The sequence below is a fragment of the Corynebacterium canis genome (assembly GCF_030408595.1).
Taxonomy (GTDB): Bacteria; Actinomycetota; Actinomycetes; order Mycobacteriales; family Mycobacteriaceae; genus Corynebacterium; species Corynebacterium canis.
This window is the reverse complement of the sequence record NZ_CP047080.1, coordinates 2,226,899-2,245,416: the sequence shown is the minus strand read 5'-3', so window position 1 is coordinate 2,245,416 and position 18,518 is coordinate 2,226,899. Positions and strand designations below refer to the sequence as shown.

The following is an 18,518-nucleotide window of genomic DNA, read 5'->3' as shown; positions in this document are numbered from 1 at the left end:
CGATACTTGTAGTTGACTAGGTGGCATGCCCACAGTTGATCCCACGATCCTTGCGATCTACCAGAGCCTCGACTTGATTGGCGTCGTGCTCAATGGTGCTATCGGCGGCACCATCGCAAGGCAGCGAAATTTTGACATCATTGGTGTGGCGTTCCTGGCGCTATTTTCCGCGCTGGGGGGCGGTATGCTTCGCGATACCCTGATGCAGCGAGGCACCCCCGCCGCCATTGCCGAACCCAGTTACATGGGCATGGCGATCGCCGGCGGCCTTATCGTGATGGTGATTCATCTCGACGGGCGCTCGTGGGAGTTGTTCCGCATTCATGGGGACGCCGTGATCCTCGGCGTGTGGGCTGTCACCGGCTCTACGAAGGCCTTGACGTACGGCATGCCTTGGGCTTCCGCGCTGTTCATGGGCATGCTTACCGCTGTGGGCGGCGGTATGATTCGCGACATCGCCACCGGCAGCGTCCCCTCCATTTTCGGCGGGAATACGCTCTACGCCACGCCGGCGATTGTGTCCTCCGCGACGATGGTGGCTTTCCATGCCGCGGGTCACGACGCCGTGGGCATGATCGCCGCGACCACCCTCGGCGCCGGCTTTGCCATCCTGGCCTATTGGCGGGGCTGGGTCTTGCCGACCAGTGCTGATTGGGCACCCATCAAAATGACCCCCGCCCAATTGGCTAAAGCCTTGAAACGCGCCGAGCGTAAAGGCGCCCGCGAGGAACGTTCGCGCCTCAACCACGAGTAGTTCTGGTGGCCAAACAATCGGTGTTTATGCGGCTGAATTGTGTGGGCTCGTGTGGGCTTGCGGGCCTTTGCCGCAACGCCGCGATTCTGTAGCGCACTGCGCATTTTCGCTGTGTAACGGCCTGGATGGCCGCCCGCGGGGGCTAGTACCCTCTAAACGCTCGTACGCCCTAATTGGCTCGTGCACGACATATTGGCATTTCCCGAGTTGAACGGTGTCTACTGATATTTTTTACATCAAAATCCCGAAATCTGTGTAAATAGTATCGCGCCAGGCCGCTGAGGCCGTCCCCGATGATGAAAATTACACCGGATCCGCGATTCTGGTGTAAAAAACTTCATGCGTAGCACGCAACCTAATCCAAATGGCCTCCCCGCGCGCCCCAGCCCTCGCCCCGCCGGCCTGAAGTCGCCCATCTGCCGGTTTGAGGCCCCGCCCCGCCGTCATGCGGCCCAAGCCCTGAGCGCCCAACCCCAATATAGACAATCCGGTCTATCCGATTCCCCCACCTCAGTCCATCCAAAACACAAACAAAGGCCCCACCACCCACATTTGACCGTACTGATTAGTCTAGCTTATGCTTTCGACTGCATTAGGCATACAAGCCTTACCAAAATCGCAGTGAAAGAGCATAACAACAATGACTACTGTGGCTACGAAGCCGGACGCGGAACAGCGTCAGCATGTGTTTACGTCCTTTGGGGCGCAGGTGGTATACGGCCTGATCGTGGGCCTCCTCCTAGGTATGGTTGCCCGCAACCAGTCTTGGCTGGTGCCGATTGTCAGCGAGGTGGGCGCAGCATATGTGTCCTTGCTGAAGTTGATGGTCCCGCCGCTGGTGGTCACCGCGGTGATCACTTCGATTGCGCAGCTCCGCCAGGTGACTAATGCCGCGCGCCTTGCGTGGAAGACGTTGGTGTGGTTTGCCGTGACGGCTTTGGCTTCTGTTGTTGCGGGTTTGGTCATTGGCACGTTGTTGCATCCTGGCCGTAATTCGCGTGTCGACGCCGCGACCGCAACCGCCCCGGAAACCACCGGCTCGTGGGTGGCTTTCCTGCAGGGCATTGTGCCTTCGAATATCTTTGGCCTGGAGATCGGCCTGAAGGAGACGGCGTCCGGCGCTTTGGCGGCGACCCCGTCGTTTCATGTGTTGCAATTGTTGTTGATTTCCATCGCGTTTGGCATTGCTGCCGTCAAGGTGGGGGAGCCGGCGGAGCCGGTGTTGAGGTTGACGGCGAGCGTGTTGGAGATTGTCCAGAAGGTGTTGTGGTGGATTATCCGTTTGGCTCCGATCGGCACGGCGGCGCTGATTGCAAAGGCGGTGTCCGTTTATGGTTGGGAGGCGCTGAGCTCGCTGGGGACCTTCGTGATCGCTGTGTATATCGGCTTGGCGGTGGTGATCGGCTTGATTTACCCGGCGGTGTTGAAGCTCCATGGTTTGAGCGTCCGTAGGTTTTTCGCACAGGTGTGGCCCGTGACGTCCCTGGGGTTTGTGACTCGCTCGTCGATGGGCGTGATGCCGGTGACCGAGAAGACCACGGTGGAGCGATTGGGGGTGCCGCGCGCGTATGCCTCGTTTGCGGTGCCGCTTGGGGCGACCACCAAGATGGATGGTTGCGCCGCGATCTACCCGGCGATCGCAGCTATTTTCGTGGCGGAGTTTTACGGCGTGCAGCTGAATATCACCGATTACCTGCTGGTTGTGTTCGTATCGGTGATCGGATCTGCCGCCACTGCGGGCACGACGGGCGCTACGGTGATGCTTACCCTCACGTTGTCTACCCTGGGCTTGCCCCTGGAGGGGGTGGGCTTGTTGCTGGCGGTGGAACCGATCGTGGATATGGGCCGCACCGCCGTGAATGTTACTGGCCAGGCGTTGGTGCCGGCTGTGGTGGCAAAGCGCGAGGGTATCCTCAATCGCGAGGTGTTCGAGGGCAAGTAAACTCCCAAGGTATGGAGTTTTTGCGCGATTGGCCCGTGGATCATTGTGGAGCCGCCGTCTTGCACGGCGGCTCTGTTTCGTTCGAGGGCGATGTGGATCGGTTGTTCGGTTTGGCGAGCGTCACCAAGCCGCTCGTCGCCTATGCCGTCCTTATCGCCGTAGAGGAAGGTGTGTTCGAATTGAACACGCCGTTGGGCCCGCCCGGGGCGACCGTAACGGATCTGCTGGCGCATACATCGGGCATCGGTTTTGCATCGACCAAACCGGAACGCCCGCCGCGTCAGCGCCGCGTGTATTCCTCCGCTGGTTTTGAGATCCTCGCCGCCGCAATCGCCGAGGAAACCGAAATCCCGTTCGTGGATTACCTCGACGAGGCGGTGCTGCAACCCCTCGGGATGACGCGCACGCGGCTCGCCGGGTCCCCGGGCCATGGGGCGGAATCCACCGTCCGCGATCTTGCGAAGTTTGCTGCGGAAGTGCTTAATCCGACCCTGTTGCATGGCTCCACGCTGAGCCGGGCCCTTACCCCCGTTTATCCGCGGCTGAGTGGGCTGGTTCCCGGGTATGGAGTGTATAAGCCGTGCCCGTGGGGTCTGGGGTTTGAGATTAAAGGGGCGAAAGCGCCGCATTGGACCGGGGTGAATATGCCGCCGGATGTGGTGGGACACTTCGGCCAAGCTGGGACTTTCTTGTGGGTTCACCGGCCAACGCAGCGCGCCATGGTAGCGTTGACGGAGCGTCCTTTTGGGGATTGGGCGAAGCCGTTGTGGACTGAAACTAATGCGAAGGTGTGGGCACACCTAGAGCAAACGCTGAGCAAACCCTCAAGTACTACTTGAATAGATGGGGGTGTCAAGTAAAGGTTGAGGGTTGTCCGCAACCTATCTTCTCAGCCAAACTGTCCCATACACACACTAATTACGAGGCCGTTGGGGAAGACGATCCTCGTCTTGGCGTACACAACCGTGTACGTCTGGTTAGCGACAGGGAAATTAAGACAGTGACTCTGCCAACTTCAGTGTGTTCCTCGCATGCCGTCCTCACTATTCACGGTATGCCCATCCGGCTGCGCCGAACCGTGGAAGACGCCATGGTCGAGTGCATCCAAAGCCCAGCCGACTACGCTGCAGCCACATTCGACGATGTGTTTGCTTCAGAGTGGTTTACTCAGTGGCGTCGCACCGCACCAGGCTTGATCGGTTGCCGCCAGGTAATCACCGGCGACGCGCACGAACTGGCGCAATTGAGCGATGTGCTTGATGCGCTGGGCCGCGAGCATGGTTTCCACGTGAGCGTGGATTTCCAGCTTGATTACGGCTACCACCGCACGGTCGCCTAGCGCGCGTCACGCCGTCGCTGTCACGAGCGCCAGGGCCTCCTTAAGGTTCGCAGGTGAGAACGCATCTATGCGCACCCCAAACTCCTCTTCAATTCGAACTGCAAGTTCGATGAGGGTGAGCGAATCGAACGCTAGGGGAGCGTCAAGGTCGATCTCAGCGGCGTCGTTACCCGTGACGCGTTGTACCAGCGCAATGAGGCGTTGTTCGGCGGACTCCATGACGCTCAGGCTACCCACGGTAACGTGGAAAACGTAACCGACACGCGAAGGGTAGTCTGCAACAGTGGCCAATAACATCATCCCCAAGTTCATGCGTCGCGCTCCGGAACTCACCCCGTTCCCGCGTTTCGACGCCGTGGACCGCACCGGAGACGTCGACGGCGTGCATTACTACGAAACGGGGCCTATCGACGCCCCCGTCACCGTAGTGTTCGTACACGGGTTCACCCTTGCCGCGAGCGCGTTCTATTTGCAGGTCGAACATCTGGCCGGACGGGATGACGTGCGCTGCCTGTTGATGGACCTGCGGGGCCACGGCGCTACCGGCGAGGTCCCCTTTGAGAAGTGCAGCGTTGGGGGTGCCGCGGACGATGTGGCGCGCGTCGTCGAAAAGCGCTGTCCAGAGGGGGAAATGATCATCGTTGGGCACTCGCTGGGTGGGTTGATCGCGCTGAATCTTGCGCGCCGTTATGGGCCGCGGCGGGTGCGGGGGCTGCTGCTGATATCTTCGGCAATCGAGTCGCTGGGCAGCAAGGGGTTACCGAAAATAATTACGCACCCCATTATGGACAAGGTGCGGCAGGCAGTCGAAGCTGCGCCCGAAGCCACCGAACGCCTCACCCGCGACGCCAAAGACTTTATCGCCAGCACCATGGGGCCGCTATTTTTTAACACAAATACAACCAGCTACGATATCGTCCAATTCCACGCCGAATTAGTGCGGCAAACCCCGATGTCCACCTTTATCGGCTACTTCGATGACCTGCAACAGCATGACGAACTCGCCGCTGCGGAAGTGCTCAAAGAAATCGACGGAATTGTGCTGGTGGGCGAACGCGACAAAGTCACGCCGGTATCGCAATCCGAACGAATTTGCGAGCTGTGGCCGCGGGGCGAATTGCGCACCGTCAAAGACGCCGGGCACATGCTGCTTATGGAAATCCCCGAAGCGGCCAACAACGCCATCGATTCGCTCGTGGCTGACCTGCACCGGCAGCGCTCACGGTAAAAGGGGCGGCGGCTTAAGGGGGAGCGGCGCGCCCTTACGGTGCGGGGACGGCCGGTTGCAGCGCGAGATACAAATAAAACAGCGTGCAGGCCGCCCACACCGTCAGGACGATCAAATTGATTGCAAAGACGATCTTGAGCAGCAGGATGGTTACCTCGGTGTGCGCGTACTCCTGTAGGTGCTTGCGCAGCGTCACATTCGAACATGTGCCCAGGGCGAAGACGATGGGGAAGGCGATCAGGAACACCAGCTGCGCGGTGGAATACTCCTTGAGCAACCAATCCTGAAACCATGCGCCCGTATAGGTGCCGGCGTAGGAGCCGGAGGCGACAAGCATCGTGTAGGTAAACACGAAAATCGCCGAAATCCAGCAGAGCCCCGAACAAATAATCGAGCGGTTTACGCGTTTGACCACGTATTTCGGGGTGACAGCGGGAGGCATCAAAACGTTCGGTTGGCTCATGCTGTTTCCCGTCATATGCTGCGCAAACTTTCTCAAGCTTCGATTGCTTCGTTCCCTATCATGGCACGGTATCCTCTCCGTGTCTCCTCGTGGGGAATTCCGGCGGGCGTGTTGGGAAACTTAGCTCCGAATGATCACTTCGCCGAACAGATTCAAACCCCTGAGATGGATGCGCGGCACCGACGGATCCGCTGGCTGTTCGCTGCGCAACTTCTCCTCGGCGAAAATGGAAACCGCCGATGAGGTTACCGCCACGCCCTTGGGGACAATCAATTTAACTTCGCCAAACAAGTTAAACACATTGATCACCGTCTCCTGCTGCGAAATCCGCGCCTGGCGGAAATCCAGCTTTGTCTCCCCAAACACGTTTACCGTGGAAATCTCCGCCGGAAGAGTAATCCGGCCGGTCACCTTGCGTTCGCCAAAAACAGCGATGTGGCGCTGCTGGGGTTCCACCGTAGAGTAGGTGGGAAATTGCTGGTGAGTGGGAACTACCGCCACCGATTGGACAATGCGATCGATTTCGGCGGGGTCGTCCGTAGCCCAGACATCGCCAACGAGCTGGGAATAAGTGCCTAAATCAAGCTGCCCGCGTCCTACCGCTTTGGTTAGAACGTCTTGGGCGTAGGCGCGTTTCTCCTGATACGGCAGAGGTAGGTTCATACCGTTAAATATAGCGAAAACACTTTGGATTGATTGGCGGAGCGAACAGCAGCCGTGCGATCGGCTGGCCTAGGTGTTGGTCTGGGTGCCGAGCTGGGTGCCGGTATGCGCGGGGTTGTGCGGGGCGATGGGCAGGGAAGATCGAGAGGGGCCCACTGGGACTCGGGTTGTGTGCTACGCATGAAGTTTTTTACACACGAACGCCGATTTTGTGTAATTTTCATCATCTGGGGCGGCCCAGGGCCGCCGGCGCGGTATTTTTTACACAGATTTCGGGATTTTGATGTAAAAAATATCGGTAGACACCGTTCAACTCGGGGTTGGGGAATAGGTTGCCTGCAACCAACCGTATTGGAACAGCGCGCGAAATGCAATTGGGCCATAGTTGACCAAGGGTAGCCAATTTCAGAGGCTCAGCGGGGCTGCTATGGCGTTTTTCTCAAGAGAATTTGTGCGCAAAATGTTTTGGGCGCAATTGATTTGACCGCGGGGGTTGGGGGGCGGCGCGGGCGAAACATGGGGAAACCCCCTGCGGTTTGGCAGGGGGTTTGAGGCGTGGCGGTTAGACGGAGGTGGGGTCCGTGAGCTGGTACTTCTTGGCGGCTTCGTCGGCAACCGAGATGTCCAGTTTGCCCTCGCGTGCGAGGCCAGCGAGTACGGCGACCACGATGGATTCGGCGTCGATATTGAAGTAGCGACGCGCGGCGGGACGGGTGTCCGAGAAACCGAAACCGTCCGCACCCAATGTGGTGTAATCGCCTGGAACCCATTGGCGGATCTGCTCCGGCAAGGCCGTGGCAAAGTCCGAGACGGCCACGTACGGACCGGAAACGTTTGCGAGCTTTTGCGCAACGAACGGGGCGTCGATAGGCGTGCCGGGGTGCCGCAGTTGCTCGAGGTTCTGGCGGTGCCCATCGCGGGCAAGCTCGTTCCAGGAGGTGACCGAGAAAATGTTCGTCTTGACGTTGTAGTCGGCGGCGAGCATTTCCTTCGCCTTCAAGGCTGCCTGCATCCCGATGCCGGACGCAAGAATGTTCGCCTCGTGGCCGGTGCCCTCCGCGGGGGAGTAGAGGTAGATGCCCTTGTGCAGGCCCTCGATGTCGAGGTCGGCGGGTTCGGCTGGCTGCGGCGTCGGCTCGTTGTAAATGGTGAGGTAGTAGATGACGTTCTCGCCGCGGCCGGGTCCGTACATGCGGTCGATACCCTCGCGGATGATATGGGCGAGTTCGAACGCAAAGGCGGGATCGTAGGAAACCACCGCAGGGTTCGTGGAGGCCAAAATCGGGGAGTGGCCGTCCATGTGCTGCAGGCCCTCGCCCGTCAGCGTGGTGCGGCCGGCGGTGGCGCCCAGCAGGAAGCCGCGCGCCATCTGGTCGGCGGCCGCCCAAATCGAGTCGGCGGTGCGCTGGAAACCGAACATGGAGTAGAAGATATACAGCGGGACCATCGGCACGCCGTGGGTCGCGTACGAGGTGCCGGCGGCGATGAACTCGCCCATGGAACCGGCCTCGTTGATGCCCTCGTGCATGATCTGGCCGTCCACGGCCTCGCGGTAGGAGAGCATGAGGTCATGGTCCACCGGGGTGTATTTTTGGCCGTGCGGGTTGTAAATCTTCAGCGTGGGGAACCACGAGTCCATGCCGAACGTACGTGCCTCATCGGGGATGATCGGCACGAAGTGCTTGCCCAGCTCCTTATCGCGCATCAGTTCCTTAAAGATGCGGACCACGGCCATGGTGGTGGCCACCTGCTGCTTGCCGGAGCCCTTCAAAATGGACTTCAGGGCCTCCATGCCGGGCACGTGCAACGGCTCGTAATTCTGCCGACGCTCCGGGAGGAAGCCGCCAAGCTGCTTGCGCCGCTCGATCATGTACTTGATCTCCGGGGCGTCCGGGCCGGGGTTGTAGTACGGCGGCAGGTACGGGTCTTTCTCCAGCTCAGCATCGCTGATCGGGATGCCCTGGCGGTCGCGGAAGGACTTCAAATCTTCCAGCGTGAGCTTCTTCATCTGGTGCGTGGCATTGCGGCCTTCGAAGTTATGGCCCAAGCCGTAGCCCTTAATGGTGTGCGCCAGGATCACCGTGGGGCGGTCCTTGGTTTCCATGGCGCGCTGGAACGCGGCGTAAATCTTGCGGTAATCGTGGCCGCCGCGCCGCAGCTTCCAAATGTCGTCATCGGACATATCTTCGACGAGCTTTTTGGTGCGCTCATCGCGGTTAAAGAAGTGCTCCCGAACATACTTTCCATCGTTGGCGCGGAAAGTTTGGAAGTCACCGTCCGGGGTGATGTTCATCAGGTGAACAAGGGCGCCTTCCTTGTCCTTTTCAAACAGCTCGTCCCATTCGCGGCCCCACACGATCTTGATCACGGACCAGCCCGCGCCGCGGAAGAAGGACTCCAGCTCCTGGATGATCTTGGTATTGCCACGCACTGGGCCGTCCAAGCGCTGCAGGTTGCAGTTAATCACAAACGTGAGGTTGTCTAGGTTGTTCAGCGCCGCCAGCTGGATCAGGCCGCGGGATTCCGGCTCGTCCATCTCGCCGTCGCCGAGGAACGCCCACACGTGCTGGTCGGAGGTGTCCTTGATGCCGCGATTATGCAGGTAGCGGTTGAAACGCGCCTGGTAGATTGCGTCCATCGGGCCGAGCCCCATGGACACGGTGGGGAATTCCCAAAAGTCCGGCATGCCGTGCGGGTGCGGGTAAGAAGGCATGCCGCCTTGCGGGCGGGACACCTCTTGGCGGAAGCCGTCCAGGTCGTCCTCGTCCAGGCGACCCTCTAAGAACGCACGTGCGTACATGCCGGGGGAGGCGTGGCCTTGGAAGAACACATGGTCGCCGCCGCCCGGGTGGTCTTTGCCGCGGAAGAAGTGGTTAAAACCAACCTCATAGAGCGGCGCGGAGGATGCGTAGGTGGAGATGTGTCCGCCGACGCCGATGCCGGGGCGTTGCGCGCGGTGCACCATGATGGCCGCGTTCCAGCGGATCCACCGGCGGTAGCGTTTTTCAAGGTCCTCATCGCCTGGGAATTCGGGTTCCATGGAGGTGGGGATAGTGTTGACGTAATCGGTGGACGTCAACGGCGGCAGGGCCACGCGGCGTGCGGTCGCACGTTCGAGTAGACGCAGCATGAGGAAGCGGGCCCGGTCTGGGCTGGCTTCGGTCAGCAGACCGTCGAGGGACTCCATCCATTCACGGGTCTCCTCAGGGTCCGTATCGTTGAGGTACGACGCGACTCCATCACGGATAAGGGCGAAGTTGCTGTCGTCTGCGGAGTTCGAACCCTGTTGCAGGTCAGCCATACCAAATCCTCCAATCGGAATTTAGGGTGTTTTCCCCATAAACAATACGGGCTCGTTAAGAACGCTGCTGCTTCTGGGCCCAAATTGCGAGGTGAACACATGTCTGTGATGTGAAAGAGTGGGCAAAGTATGGCAGACTCTTGATGTAGAAGTAAGAATTCTGCCAAAACTCGTCGATTCGCCTGCAAAGCAGCGTAGTGTCGAGCACAGGTACATCATCATTACATAACCAAGTCAGGCTTGCTTCACACTGGTGGTTCGCCTGACGTTTTGCAGGAGGAACAGACAGTGGTCGATGCTCCGGGCGCAGCGAAACAGAGTGCCCAGGATTACGCAATGCTCTTAGGCGTGAAGCCAGGCCAAATCGTGCAGGAGCTCGGTTGGGATGACGATTGTGACGCGACAATCAGCGAAGCAATCGAAGACGTTATCGATGCCGAATTGCTTGACGAAGACACCGACGAAGTGTGCGACGTTGTGCTGCTGTGGTGGCGCGACGAAGACGGAGACCTTGTCGATGCGCTTGTCGACGCCGCGCGTCCTCTCGCCGACTCCGGCCGCGTGTGGCTGTTGTCCCCCGGCGCCGGAAAACCTGGAACCCTGGAACCGGGTTTGATCGCCGAATCCGCCCAGCTCGCAGGTCTGGTGCAGACCAAAGCCGAACGCCTCGGTGTTTGGCAGGGCTCTTGCTTGGTGCAGCGCGGCGCAAAGCGCTAGTCAAGCAGGGGATTTGCAGAAAATTTCAGTCGTTCGGTAAAGTCAACGGCTGTTGCAAGCGCCTTTAGCTCAGCTGGAAGAGCAGCTGGTTTACACCCAGCAGGTCGGCGGTTCGAACCCGTCAGGGCGCACGCTTGGAGAAGGGTCAGGTCCACATTGGGCTTGGCCCTTTTTGCTTCGCTCGGGGCGCTTTAATGTAGATGCCTTTGCCCCCGAAATGTGGCAATAGTTGATTCAAAAGAACTTGCTGGTCGAGAACACATTAATGTGTAACCATGTTTGTGTTTCGGCCCACCCTCAAAGCGATCAAAATGCTCCCGCGGGAGTCATTCGGCGATCCTGCCTTGTATGATGCCGTCATTTCCCTGCGTAGCTTGAGCATAGAGGAGCGGCGGGAGGCCGTGAATTCCTTGGATTTGCGGGGGCTCGATCATTCATTGCTTAAGGACGGGCGCAAGTATTTTGAGCAGGGCCGTCGCCCAGATACGCACCTCAGTAGCTCGCAGGCGTTAGGGCAGCCGGTGTACGAGGTCCGATCAGGGGATTCGGGCTGGCTTCGCGGCGCGGTTATTCAGGCCGCCACGCCTTCCGTGCAGGAGTTCTGGCTGGTGTACGCGGACCAGCACAACAGGTTTCATCGCCACGCCGAACAGTTGTTCGGCAATTCTAATGCGCAGTTTTGGCCGACAACGGTGGATAAAAAACTGCTTGCGCTGGATCAATTGCGCACCAAGCGCGAAATTATGCACAACCAGGTATATGAAACTTTGCTAGACGGTATTCGCCGCGCAATTAGCTGCCTTGGCCTCAGCATTGTCATTCAGCTTTCCCTCGACGATACGAATTGTTTCGTCTCCATTACGGTTCAGCTATTCGAAGATGAAGTCGGCGGGGACTTGGATACCATGTACGAGGTAGATTTCGTGGTGAACTCGGCATACAAGGACTTCGAATTGCGGGACTTTGTCATCAATGCGATGATGGCGCTTCTAGAGCCCAGCCCCGATTGCGTGGAACAAGTGTATGCGCCTGGCCAGCGGGGCTTGCATTACTTTATGTTTGTGTCGCAGGCGCGCATTCGGCTGTTGTTATCCGATCCGAAATTTGTTGAGCTGATTACGCACCCCGAGGTTTCCACCGGAGTCGATTACGCCACTTCCCATCAGTGGGCGCCGGTGCTGGAAGTCGAGTACGCGGTCGTTCCAGATGTTCCTGCGCAGCTTCATTCGGTGTTTCCAACGCAGGCATCGCCAACGCAAAATTCCCACCGTAAGTCGTCGCTTGGGTTCGACTAGTGCCCCGCAGCGGGGGTATTTAAGCCCCGCAATCGGGGGATAAGGTTCGAATTTGACGGACTTGTGGGTGAGTTAAATATCACATAATTCGTCGTCCGTAAACTCAATTTGGGGGGTCAGGGAGGACTGCTGCATGGCTGCCTTGGTGGTCGCCTCGGCCTTCTGCTTGCGCTGCAAAAAGTCGCGCACGTCGGACTCCTTGATCCGGTAATGGGTGCCCACCTTTGTGGCTTTAAGCAGCCCGCGTTTGATGTATTTATTCACAAGGTGGGGGCGGCTGACGCCGAGGATTTCTGCCACTTCGTTTGGTGTGAGGGTCTGGTCCGTGACGATCACCTGCCATTCTTTGTCTTGTTCATGTGCCGAAAGGATGAGCTTAAACTTGTTAAGCTCCGGGGCGGAGGTGGGTGTTGCTGCGATTAAATCGCGGAGTAAAACATCGACGGTATCTTTCGTGTGTGAGATTTGATTTGGTTGATCTATAGCCAATTGCTGTGCCGCGGTGTCGTGCGGCGCATGGGATACTCCCATATTTTCCTCCTAACTGAAACAACTGTAACACGCGCCCTCCGAGCGGCATAGGGTTGCAAAACCGGAAAAATACCCAACTTTTGGGGTCACCCGCCGCCATTGACAAAACGTCCGCCATAAACTAAGGAAATTGCGCCCATCACCCCTGGCTGCAAAGGTTACTACGATCGTTGCCATGGAACTTGATGTCAAGGCTGTGAGCGGCATTAATACGCCCCTGTATCTGCGCGTGACGGACCTCCGGCCGAACGAGCGGGTGCGGGTTTCGGTGTCCACTGTGGATTCGCACCGCCAGCCGTGGTCGACGGACCAGGCGTTCCGCGCCAATGAGCTCGGGGTGGTGGATTTGGCCACGTCGTTGCCGGAGAGCGCGCAGTGGGAGCCGGCGCATTCGTTGGGCATTCTGTGGTCCATGCGCCCGGATTCGGCGGGCCTGGGTGAGGACGACGTATCCGCCTTCGACCTCAATGGCCTCAGCCCCATTCACCTCAATGTTCGAGTGCGCATCAAGGGCGAGGGCCTGGGTTCGCTCCTGCAGCGCACCATCGCCAGAAACGCACACCAGTTCGACGGCCCGTGTGGTCCCGCGTTCCACACCAAGCGCGGACCCGGCGTGATATTGCTTATCGACGCCCCGGCCTCCACGAATTCCGCCAGCGCAGCCGCCCTCGCACACCACGGATTCGCAACCATGTACGCCACGAGCACGCCTTCGGCGGCGGAGCTGGAACGCTTCCACCGGAGCGAGTTTGTGGACGCAACCGTACCTTTGGCCCTGGTCGCCCACGGCCGCGCCTGCACCAAGGCCTTCGAATTGGCGGCGGCGCACCCAGAACTGATCGGCCCGGTGGTGGCGCATTCGCCAAGCGATGTGGCCTTTCCCAACCCCTCCCGCCAGGAGTTTCGACGCACCAAACTCACAGGTAAACCCGCAGATCTCGCGGGATTCCACGCCGCCCACCGAGCCCAGGCCACACCGATCGATGTGGCGGGGATGACGGGACCGCTGCTCGTGACGGCGGGAACCGAGGATGCCGTGTGGGACGGCGTGGGCATGGCGGGTGCGCTTGCTGAAAAGGCGGAAGCAATGGGCGTCGAGACGTTCCTTGTGGCGTATAGCGGCGCCGGACATATGTGCGGATACCCCTTTGCGTTTCCGGGGTTGCCCACGGCGACGGTGATGCGCGACCATGGACACCGCATACGCGTCGGTGGCAGTATCGACGCCAACGGACGGGCAGCCCAAATCTCCCGCCAACAAGTGATCAGCTTCCTCGCCTCCTCCTACGATATGCCGGTGACCACCCTATGAAATTCACCCACGCAACCGCCCTCGCTCTCGGCATGCTTGCCGACCGTACCATCCCCGACCCGCAGCGCAATCACCCCGTAGCCGTGTTCGGTAATTACGCCTCCTGGCTGGAAAAACGCCTCTACCGCGACAGTCGCAGCGCCGGGGTCGTGTATGTCGCTGCCGCCGTGATCCCGCCAACCCTCGCCGCGCATTGGGTGGCCCGCCGCTGGCCCGGCCCGGCACTCGGCGCCGCCATCTGGGCCTCCCTCGGCGGGGCAACTCTGCAACGCACCGCCATCGCGCTCGCCCTTCGTATCGACGCCGGCGACACCGAAGGGGCCCGCGAATGGGTGCCGTGGCTCTGCTCGCGGGACCCGCAAGCCTTGGATGCCCCCGGAATGGTCCGCGCCGCCGTCGAATCCGTGGCCGAAAACACCTCCGACGCGGTGGTCGCCCCGATCGTATGGTCGCTATTCGGAGCGCCCGGAGTAGTGGCGCACAGGTGTGTGAACACCCTGGATGCGATGGTCGGCTACCGCAACGAACGCTACGAAAACTTCGGCTGGGCCGCCGCAAAACTCGACGACGCCATGGCCTGGGTACCCGCCCGCCTCACGGCACTCATCCACGTCGGATTCGCCGCCAGCGCCGGGCGCGGAGAAGAAGCCCTGCGCGCATGGCTCGAAGACGCCCCCAAACACCCCAGCCCCAACGCCGGCCCCGTAGAGGCCACAGCCGCGGCCGCCCTCGGAGTACAACTCGGCGGCGACACCATATATGAACACGGCGTGGAACAACGCCCCCGGCTCGGGGAAGGACCCGCACCAAGCACCGCCACCGTGCGGCAAGCCACCAGGCTCTCCCGGATGGTGCAAGGCGTTGCCGGCGGGATCGTCGCTGCGGTGGGGGTGGTCTGCGGGGCGGTGAGGTAGGGAGGCGGTGAGTTGGACGACATACGTCATGCACACGCCCCCGCATGGTCCGAGTTCGCAGGAGGCCGAGTAGTGGCGGTGGGAAACTCAGTTTCCGGTGCTTGCGAGGTAGGGGAGTGGCGTGAAATCGCGGCTATAGATGCGAGAGCGGCGCAAACGCTTGGGCTCCGAGCGGATGGGACCGTGGTTCGAGCGGGGAGGTAGGGCATAGGTGCGATAATTTCGGCTATGATGTAAGAAAGATGCAACAACCCTGAAATTCTGGTGATCCTAATGCTGCTTAAATTCACCGTGAAGAACTATCGATCATTTCGGAATGCGAGCACGCTGGACATGATCGCTAGCAACGAGCAACGGTTTCGGTCTCGGTTGCCGAAAATAAAGAAGCGGTACGACGTGACCCTCACTCCGGTGGCGGCGATTTTTGGGGCGAACGCCGCCGGAAAGTCTAACTTTATTGAGGCGTTGCAGGATTTGAAGGACGTATTGATTCGGCCGCTACAGCACGGAAAACTACTGCCGTATACGCCATTTCTGATGGACAAAAATACAAGAGAGCAGCCTACGGAATTTGAAATCCTGTTTTTCTACCGCGACAAGATATATGAGTACAAAATCAGCTACCATGCACGCGCAATAGTGACCGAATCTTTGGTCGAACACCTAAGCCGGAGTGAGCACCTATTGTTTTCCCGTCAAGGTGCGGATGTGAAAGTCGGAGAAAAAATTGAGAACGAAATTCTCAATGTTCACCTTCAAGGTGTGCCCGACAACGTCGCATTGCCAGCGTACTTCGCGTCGATGAAAGAAGTTGACGCAGAGTGGTGGCGCAAAATCGTTATTCCGTACCGCTGGATTCATTCAAGCGCGATGATAGGCTCACATTTTTTCGCTGATGGAAAACCTATTTCCGTGCCGTATATTGAGATATCCGAAGACATCCTTAAGAAAATTGACATAGGCGTGAGCGGATTCGATCGGACACGAGTTGAATGGGAAAGCCTCCGGATAGCCGAATCCGATAAAGAACTTGTGCTAAGGAGCTTGCTAACCGAGCAAACTCAACGCGTAGTCCTCGAGATGAATGGAAAGCGGTTCGAAGCTTTTATTGCCGATGACGGCGAAATTGCTGTCGAGGAAACACGGCTAGTCCATCACGGTACGGACGATGACTACGTACTCGAGTGGTCGCAGGAGTCCGAGGGGACGCGGATTGTCATCCGGTTGTTGTTTTTGTTTGCATTGTTGAGCCTGCCCAGAGTCAATGTCGTTTTGCTCATTGACGAGCTGGACCGGAGTTTTCACACCGAGCTATCGCGTGCCCTTATTGATGGGTTTCTGTCAAATTGTAGCCCCGATAGCCGCGCGCAGCTGATCTTTACTACGCACGATCTATTGTTGCTCGACCCCGATAGATTTCGGCGTGATGAAATGTGGGTAGTGGAGAAAAACCTCGAAGGTTCCTCAAGCATGATCAGCATCGCCGAATATAATACCGGTAGAAAGGGAGCCGATTTAAGGAAAGCCTACCTCGCGGGGCGTTTTGGTGGGGTGCCTTCCATTGATCCGCTAGATTTTTCCGAACTTCCAAGTGACCTCAGCGTGGTGTGAAAGGTTTGGTGACGTGACGGCCAAAAAGTTCAAGCGCGGAAAAATCAAACATCGAGAAGAACGTTCGCTGTTTGTGATCGCGGTCGAGGGGAAAACCGAGTATGAGTATTTTAATACGTTCCGTAACAAGCTAGCTTCCGTCCGAATCTTCGTTGATCAGGGGAAAAGCAGTAACCCTCGCGCTGTATTACAAGCTGTCAATGGCAAGCTCGATGCATTGAAACGTGATGGCGAACTACGTCCCGGTGATGAGGCTTGGGTTATCGTAGACGAAGATCGTTGGCCGGAACCTGAACTAGTAGAAATCTGGAAGTGGGGCGCAGAACGCAGAGATCGAGGTATCGGCTTTAGCGTGCCGCAGTTTGAATGGTGGTTACTTCTTCATTTTGAAGACGGTCACGGTGCTCGCACACAACGCGAGATTATGGACCGATTAAACAGTTATCTGCCCGAGTACCAGAAAGGCAATCGAAAACAGTTAAAATTTGCGGACGAAGCGATTTCCCTAGCAATTGAACGTGCGTATAGTAAGGTGAAGACAGTGCCTTATGAAAGTGGTGAACGGCAAGCTGTCCTGGGCGCGTGGACATCTGTTCATATTTTGGTGGATAAAATACAGGCGGCGATTAAGCGATCAAACCCGTGAGTTGTTTTAGGGTCAATTGATGGTAACGTCTCAAGGCGCCCCAATAGATTTAATCGATATAATGAAAGAATTGAGTAAGGTATTCGCTTACTAGAGGATCGACTGCATGGATGAAGGTGCCGCGAATTCCTCTGGTAAGCAGGACGAAGTAAATGTTGCTTATGTACTCGAGTAGCATTTCATCGGTGGTGGTGATATTCAACATATTGTTATTGCGTTTGCCAGCTTTGTCGAAGTACTGGTCGCGCCGAACGAACAGGCACTGACGTTCTGGGTCGTAGCCGATATCGCGGCCAATGATCACGCCAGCGTAATTTAGGTCGTAGCCTTGGATGGTGTGGATGGAACCTGATTCGTTGATTGAATTTGGGGAATTTACCCAGTCAACGGCAGTGGTGTTCCATTTCAGGCGGACTCCTTCGCCGAGATCGATATCGTAAAGTTCGGGGTTCTTCTTACTCACCCATTCCCAAGCATATCCAGCAACGATACGTGCGAGGCCATCCCGCTGCTCGTAGTCGTAAATTCTCTGAATCATCTTTGCGGGGCTGCGGAACAGGCCCACTTCGTAATCGCCGAACGACGTTATGGAATCTGGCGGATACGGTGAAAAAATCCTTTTGATGTATTCTATGTAATCGTTGCCACCAGCACTACGCATTTGTGTTGTTAAATGGTAAGTGCGGGAGACTCCAGAATAGACTTCTTTTGGCGCATCTGCGGGGCGTATCGTTTGGTTGGAGTCGTACATTAAAATGAGGTTGCGAGCCTTTGCTTTTAGCCAATCAAGTTGATTAGCATCCGGCTTTTCTCCATGGAATAGCGTTTGGTTGATATCTTTGAAACGCTTAGTCATTGCACCAACAGATTGCGCCGCGAGACGGTTGAGTCGATGTGCTTCGTCGACGAGCACGACGTCGTAAATCTCCGGCGATTCAGCAATCGTAAAGGCGGTGTGAACCATCGACTTGTCGAGCCCCGGCGTTTGTTTGAAGACATTTTCAATTGACTTGCGGAGGGACTGTTGGGGGACGACGAGCGCAATCTTTCTGTTTTGAAACAGTTCGCGGTTGCCTTCGACGAAAAACTCGGAGAACATGGTGTCTGCGTCGATGTTTGAATCGTCCGTGCAATTCGCAATGTCCGACAAAAGCTTCATCAGGTAGATCGCGATGACGGTTTTACCTGTGCCAGGGTCCCCTTCAACGATTACTACGTTGCCATGTTTATTGGCATTGTCGGCAAGGTCTTGCGCGAGCCCTTCCATGATATCTTCGGCCGCGATTGCTTGATCGTAATTGAGCGCTTTGAACGGGGAAAGTTTGAAGAGCTCGCTATTGACGATTTCTGGGATCGAGCGTTGGAATAGGCCTTGATGACGAAGCTGCTCGAAGATTTCATCGAACGTTCGACGATAAACGCTGCGATTGTAGTAATCCGAATCCAAGATGCCTACGTTTTGGTTGAGTACTTGGTTCGAAGCATCCCCAGCGGCGAGTTGGATGAGTTTGGACTCTAGATCGAGGCAAGCCGATTTGTGGAACTTTTCGCTGAGAACAAGGGCGACGGTTTTGAGCTGCTGTTTTTCGGGAGTCTTCAAGTGCTGTTTCATGCGCTTGATGAAATTGAGGGACTCGCCGATGTAGATCAATCCAGGCTGGCGCGGGCCAGAAGAATTGCTCGGCGCTGGGCGATGCAAGAGATAGACCACCGGCCAGTTGGATAGCTGGCGGTTTGATTCGGCTTCGCGTTCAATACCGTGGTCGAAAGCGTAATTGAGAATCCGGAAATCGCTCACCGAG

The 18,518-nt window shown here is 57.7% G+C and carries 17 protein-coding genes and 1 tRNA gene; 12 read left to right on the top strand and 6 right to left on the bottom strand.

The genetic code is table 11. From position 1 onward, the window contains the following. Window positions 1–25 precede the first annotated feature (25 nt). The 4 genes from CCANI_RS09945 (at window position 26) to CCANI_RS09930 (ending at window position 4,035) form a co-directional block, all read left to right on the top strand. Window positions 26–754, top strand: coding sequence for a trimeric intracellular cation channel family protein (locus CCANI_RS09945; protein ID WP_146323639.1), 729 nt, complete (start codon window positions 26–28; stop codon window positions 752–754). A gap of 640 nt (window positions 755–1,394) precedes the next feature. After that, window positions 1,395–2,696 (top strand): dicarboxylate/amino acid:cation symporter, encoded by a 1,302-nt coding sequence (locus CCANI_RS09940; RefSeq protein ID WP_146323640.1) that lies wholly within the window; start codon window positions 1,395–1,397, stop codon window positions 2,694–2,696. An 11-nt stretch (window positions 2,697–2,707) separates the two neighbouring features. After that, window positions 2,708–3,535, top strand: coding sequence for a serine hydrolase domain-containing protein (locus tag CCANI_RS09935; RefSeq protein ID WP_146323641.1), 828 nt, complete (start codon window positions 2,708–2,710; stop codon window positions 3,533–3,535). Between the two features lie 215 nt (window positions 3,536–3,750). Continuing rightward, entirely contained in the window at window positions 3,751–4,035 is a 285-nt protein-coding gene (locus tag CCANI_RS09930) for a hypothetical protein (RefSeq protein ID WP_146323642.1), read from the top strand. 6 nt (window positions 4,036–4,041) lie between these two features. Here the strand turns inward: CCANI_RS09930 and CCANI_RS09925 are convergent, their stop codons facing one another. Beyond that, window positions 4,042–4,254, bottom strand: a complete 213-nt coding sequence (locus tag CCANI_RS09925; protein WP_186750101.1) for an acyl carrier protein — start codon at window positions 4,252–4,254, stop codon at window positions 4,042–4,044. 64 nt (window positions 4,255–4,318) lie between these two features. Here CCANI_RS09925 and CCANI_RS09920 point away from each other — a divergent pair, with 64 nt between their 5' ends. Then, on the top strand, window positions 4,319–5,263 hold the full coding sequence (locus tag CCANI_RS09920; protein ID WP_246118166.1) for an alpha/beta fold hydrolase: 945 nt from the start codon (window positions 4,319–4,321) through the stop codon (window positions 5,261–5,263). Between the two features lie 34 nt (window positions 5,264–5,297). On the opposite strand, the gene CCANI_RS09915 is transcribed toward CCANI_RS09920, so the two are convergent. The 3 genes from CCANI_RS09915 to aceE form a co-directional block, all read right to left on the bottom strand. After that, complete coding sequence (locus CCANI_RS09915; RefSeq protein ID WP_146323645.1) at window positions 5,298–5,726, bottom strand: hypothetical protein; 429 nt, start codon at window positions 5,724–5,726, stop codon at window positions 5,298–5,300. 120 nt (window positions 5,727–5,846) lie between these two features. Then, window positions 5,847–6,389 carry a LiaF domain-containing protein gene (locus tag CCANI_RS09910; protein WP_146323646.1) on the bottom strand — a complete coding sequence of 181 codons (543 nt, stop codon included), beginning with the start codon at window positions 6,387–6,389 and terminating at the stop codon, window positions 5,847–5,849. Between the two features lie 562 nt (window positions 6,390–6,951). Then, a complete protein-coding gene (aceE, locus tag CCANI_RS09905) occupies window positions 6,952–9,690 on the bottom strand; it encodes a pyruvate dehydrogenase (acetyl-transferring), homodimeric type (protein WP_146323647.1) in 2,739 nt (912 codons plus the stop codon). Between the two features lie 336 nt (window positions 9,691–10,026). On the opposite strand from aceE, the gene CCANI_RS09900 reads away from it, so the two are divergent. The 3 genes from CCANI_RS09900 (at window position 10,027) to CCANI_RS09890 (ending at window position 11,702) form a co-directional block, all read left to right on the top strand. Then, complete coding sequence (locus CCANI_RS09900) at window positions 10,027–10,407, top strand: DUF3052 domain-containing protein (RefSeq protein ID WP_146323648.1); 381 nt, start codon at window positions 10,027–10,029, stop codon at window positions 10,405–10,407. Window positions 10,408–10,465: 58 nt separating this feature from the next. Then, a tRNA-Val gene (locus CCANI_RS09895) sits at window positions 10,466–10,538 on the top strand. 144 nt (window positions 10,539–10,682) lie between these two features. Continuing rightward, on the top strand, window positions 10,683–11,702 hold the full coding sequence (locus CCANI_RS09890) for a hypothetical protein (RefSeq protein ID WP_146323649.1): 1,020 nt from the start codon (window positions 10,683–10,685) through the stop codon (window positions 11,700–11,702). Between the two features lie 72 nt (window positions 11,703–11,774). On the opposite strand, the gene CCANI_RS09885 is transcribed toward CCANI_RS09890, so the two are convergent. After that, entirely contained in the window at window positions 11,775–12,233 is a 459-nt protein-coding gene (locus CCANI_RS09885) for a helix-turn-helix domain-containing protein (protein ID WP_146323650.1), read from the bottom strand. Between the two features lie 175 nt (window positions 12,234–12,408). Here CCANI_RS09885 and CCANI_RS09880 point away from each other — a divergent pair, with 175 nt between their 5' ends. From CCANI_RS09880 to CCANI_RS09865, 4 genes are all read left to right on the top strand, one after another. Then, complete coding sequence (locus tag CCANI_RS09880; RefSeq protein WP_146323651.1) at window positions 12,409–13,545, top strand: acyl-CoA thioesterase/BAAT N-terminal domain-containing protein; 1,137 nt, start codon at window positions 12,409–12,411, stop codon at window positions 13,543–13,545. Beyond that, window positions 13,542–14,459 (top strand): adenosylcobinamide-phosphate synthase CbiB, encoded by a 918-nt coding sequence (gene cbiB, locus CCANI_RS09875; RefSeq protein WP_146323652.1) that lies wholly within the window; start codon window positions 13,542–13,544, stop codon window positions 14,457–14,459. Before CCANI_RS09880 ends, cbiB begins: the two co-directional genes overlap by 4 nt. Before the next feature lie 396 nt (window positions 14,460–14,855). After that, entirely contained in the window at window positions 14,856–16,070 is a 1,215-nt protein-coding gene (locus tag CCANI_RS09870) for an AAA family ATPase (protein WP_290211062.1), read from the top strand. A 13-nt stretch (window positions 16,071–16,083) separates the two neighbouring features. Further along, entirely contained in the window at window positions 16,084–16,716 is a 633-nt protein-coding gene (locus CCANI_RS09865; protein ID WP_186750103.1) for an RloB family protein, read from the top strand. A 49-nt stretch (window positions 16,717–16,765) separates the two neighbouring features. Here CCANI_RS09865 and CCANI_RS09860 read toward each other — a convergent pair whose 3' ends face one another. After that, on the bottom strand, window positions 16,766–18,514 hold the full coding sequence (locus CCANI_RS09860) for a DUF2075 domain-containing protein (RefSeq protein WP_146323655.1): 1,749 nt from the start codon (window positions 18,512–18,514) through the stop codon (window positions 16,766–16,768). Between the last annotated feature and the right edge of the window lie 4 nt (window positions 18,515–18,518).

Bases quoted from the DNA above. Each gene is read 5' to 3' on its own strand.
- CCANI_RS09945 (WP_146323639.1), top strand. From the start codon at position 26: ATGCCCACAGTTGATCCCACGATCCTTGCGATCTACCAGAGCCTCGAC.
- CCANI_RS09925 (WP_186750101.1), bottom strand. From the start codon at position 4,254: ATGGAGTCCGCCGAACAACGCCTCATTGCGCTGGTACAACGCGTCACG.
- CCANI_RS09900 (WP_146323648.1), top strand. From the start codon at position 10,027: ATGCTCTTAGGCGTGAAGCCAGGCCAAATCGTGCAGGAGCTCGGTTGG.
- CCANI_RS09880 (WP_146323651.1), top strand. From the start codon at position 12,409: ATGGAACTTGATGTCAAGGCTGTGAGCGGCATTAATACGCCCCTGTAT.
- cbiB (WP_146323652.1), top strand. From the start codon at position 13,542: ATGAAATTCACCCACGCAACCGCCCTCGCTCTCGGCATGCTTGCCGAC.
- CCANI_RS09915 (WP_146323645.1), bottom strand. From the start codon at position 5,726: ATGAGCCAACCGAACGTTTTGATGCCTCCCGCTGTCACCCCGAAATAC.
- CCANI_RS09890 (WP_146323649.1), top strand. From the start codon at position 10,683: ATGTTTGTGTTTCGGCCCACCCTCAAAGCGATCAAAATGCTCCCGCGG.
- CCANI_RS09930 (WP_146323642.1), top strand. From the start codon at position 3,751: ATGCCCATCCGGCTGCGCCGAACCGTGGAAGACGCCATGGTCGAGTGC.
- CCANI_RS09885 (WP_146323650.1), bottom strand. From the start codon at position 12,233: ATGGGAGTATCCCATGCGCCGCACGACACCGCGGCACAGCAATTGGCT.
- CCANI_RS09910 (WP_146323646.1), bottom strand. From the start codon at position 6,389: ATGAACCTACCTCTGCCGTATCAGGAGAAACGCGCCTACGCCCAAGAC.
- CCANI_RS09935 (WP_146323641.1), top strand. From the start codon at position 2,708: ATGGAGTTTTTGCGCGATTGGCCCGTGGATCATTGTGGAGCCGCCGTC.
- aceE (WP_146323647.1), bottom strand. From the start codon at position 9,690: ATGGCTGACCTGCAACAGGGTTCGAACTCCGCAGACGACAGCAACTTC.
- CCANI_RS09940 (WP_146323640.1), top strand. From the start codon at position 1,395: ATGACTACTGTGGCTACGAAGCCGGACGCGGAACAGCGTCAGCATGTG.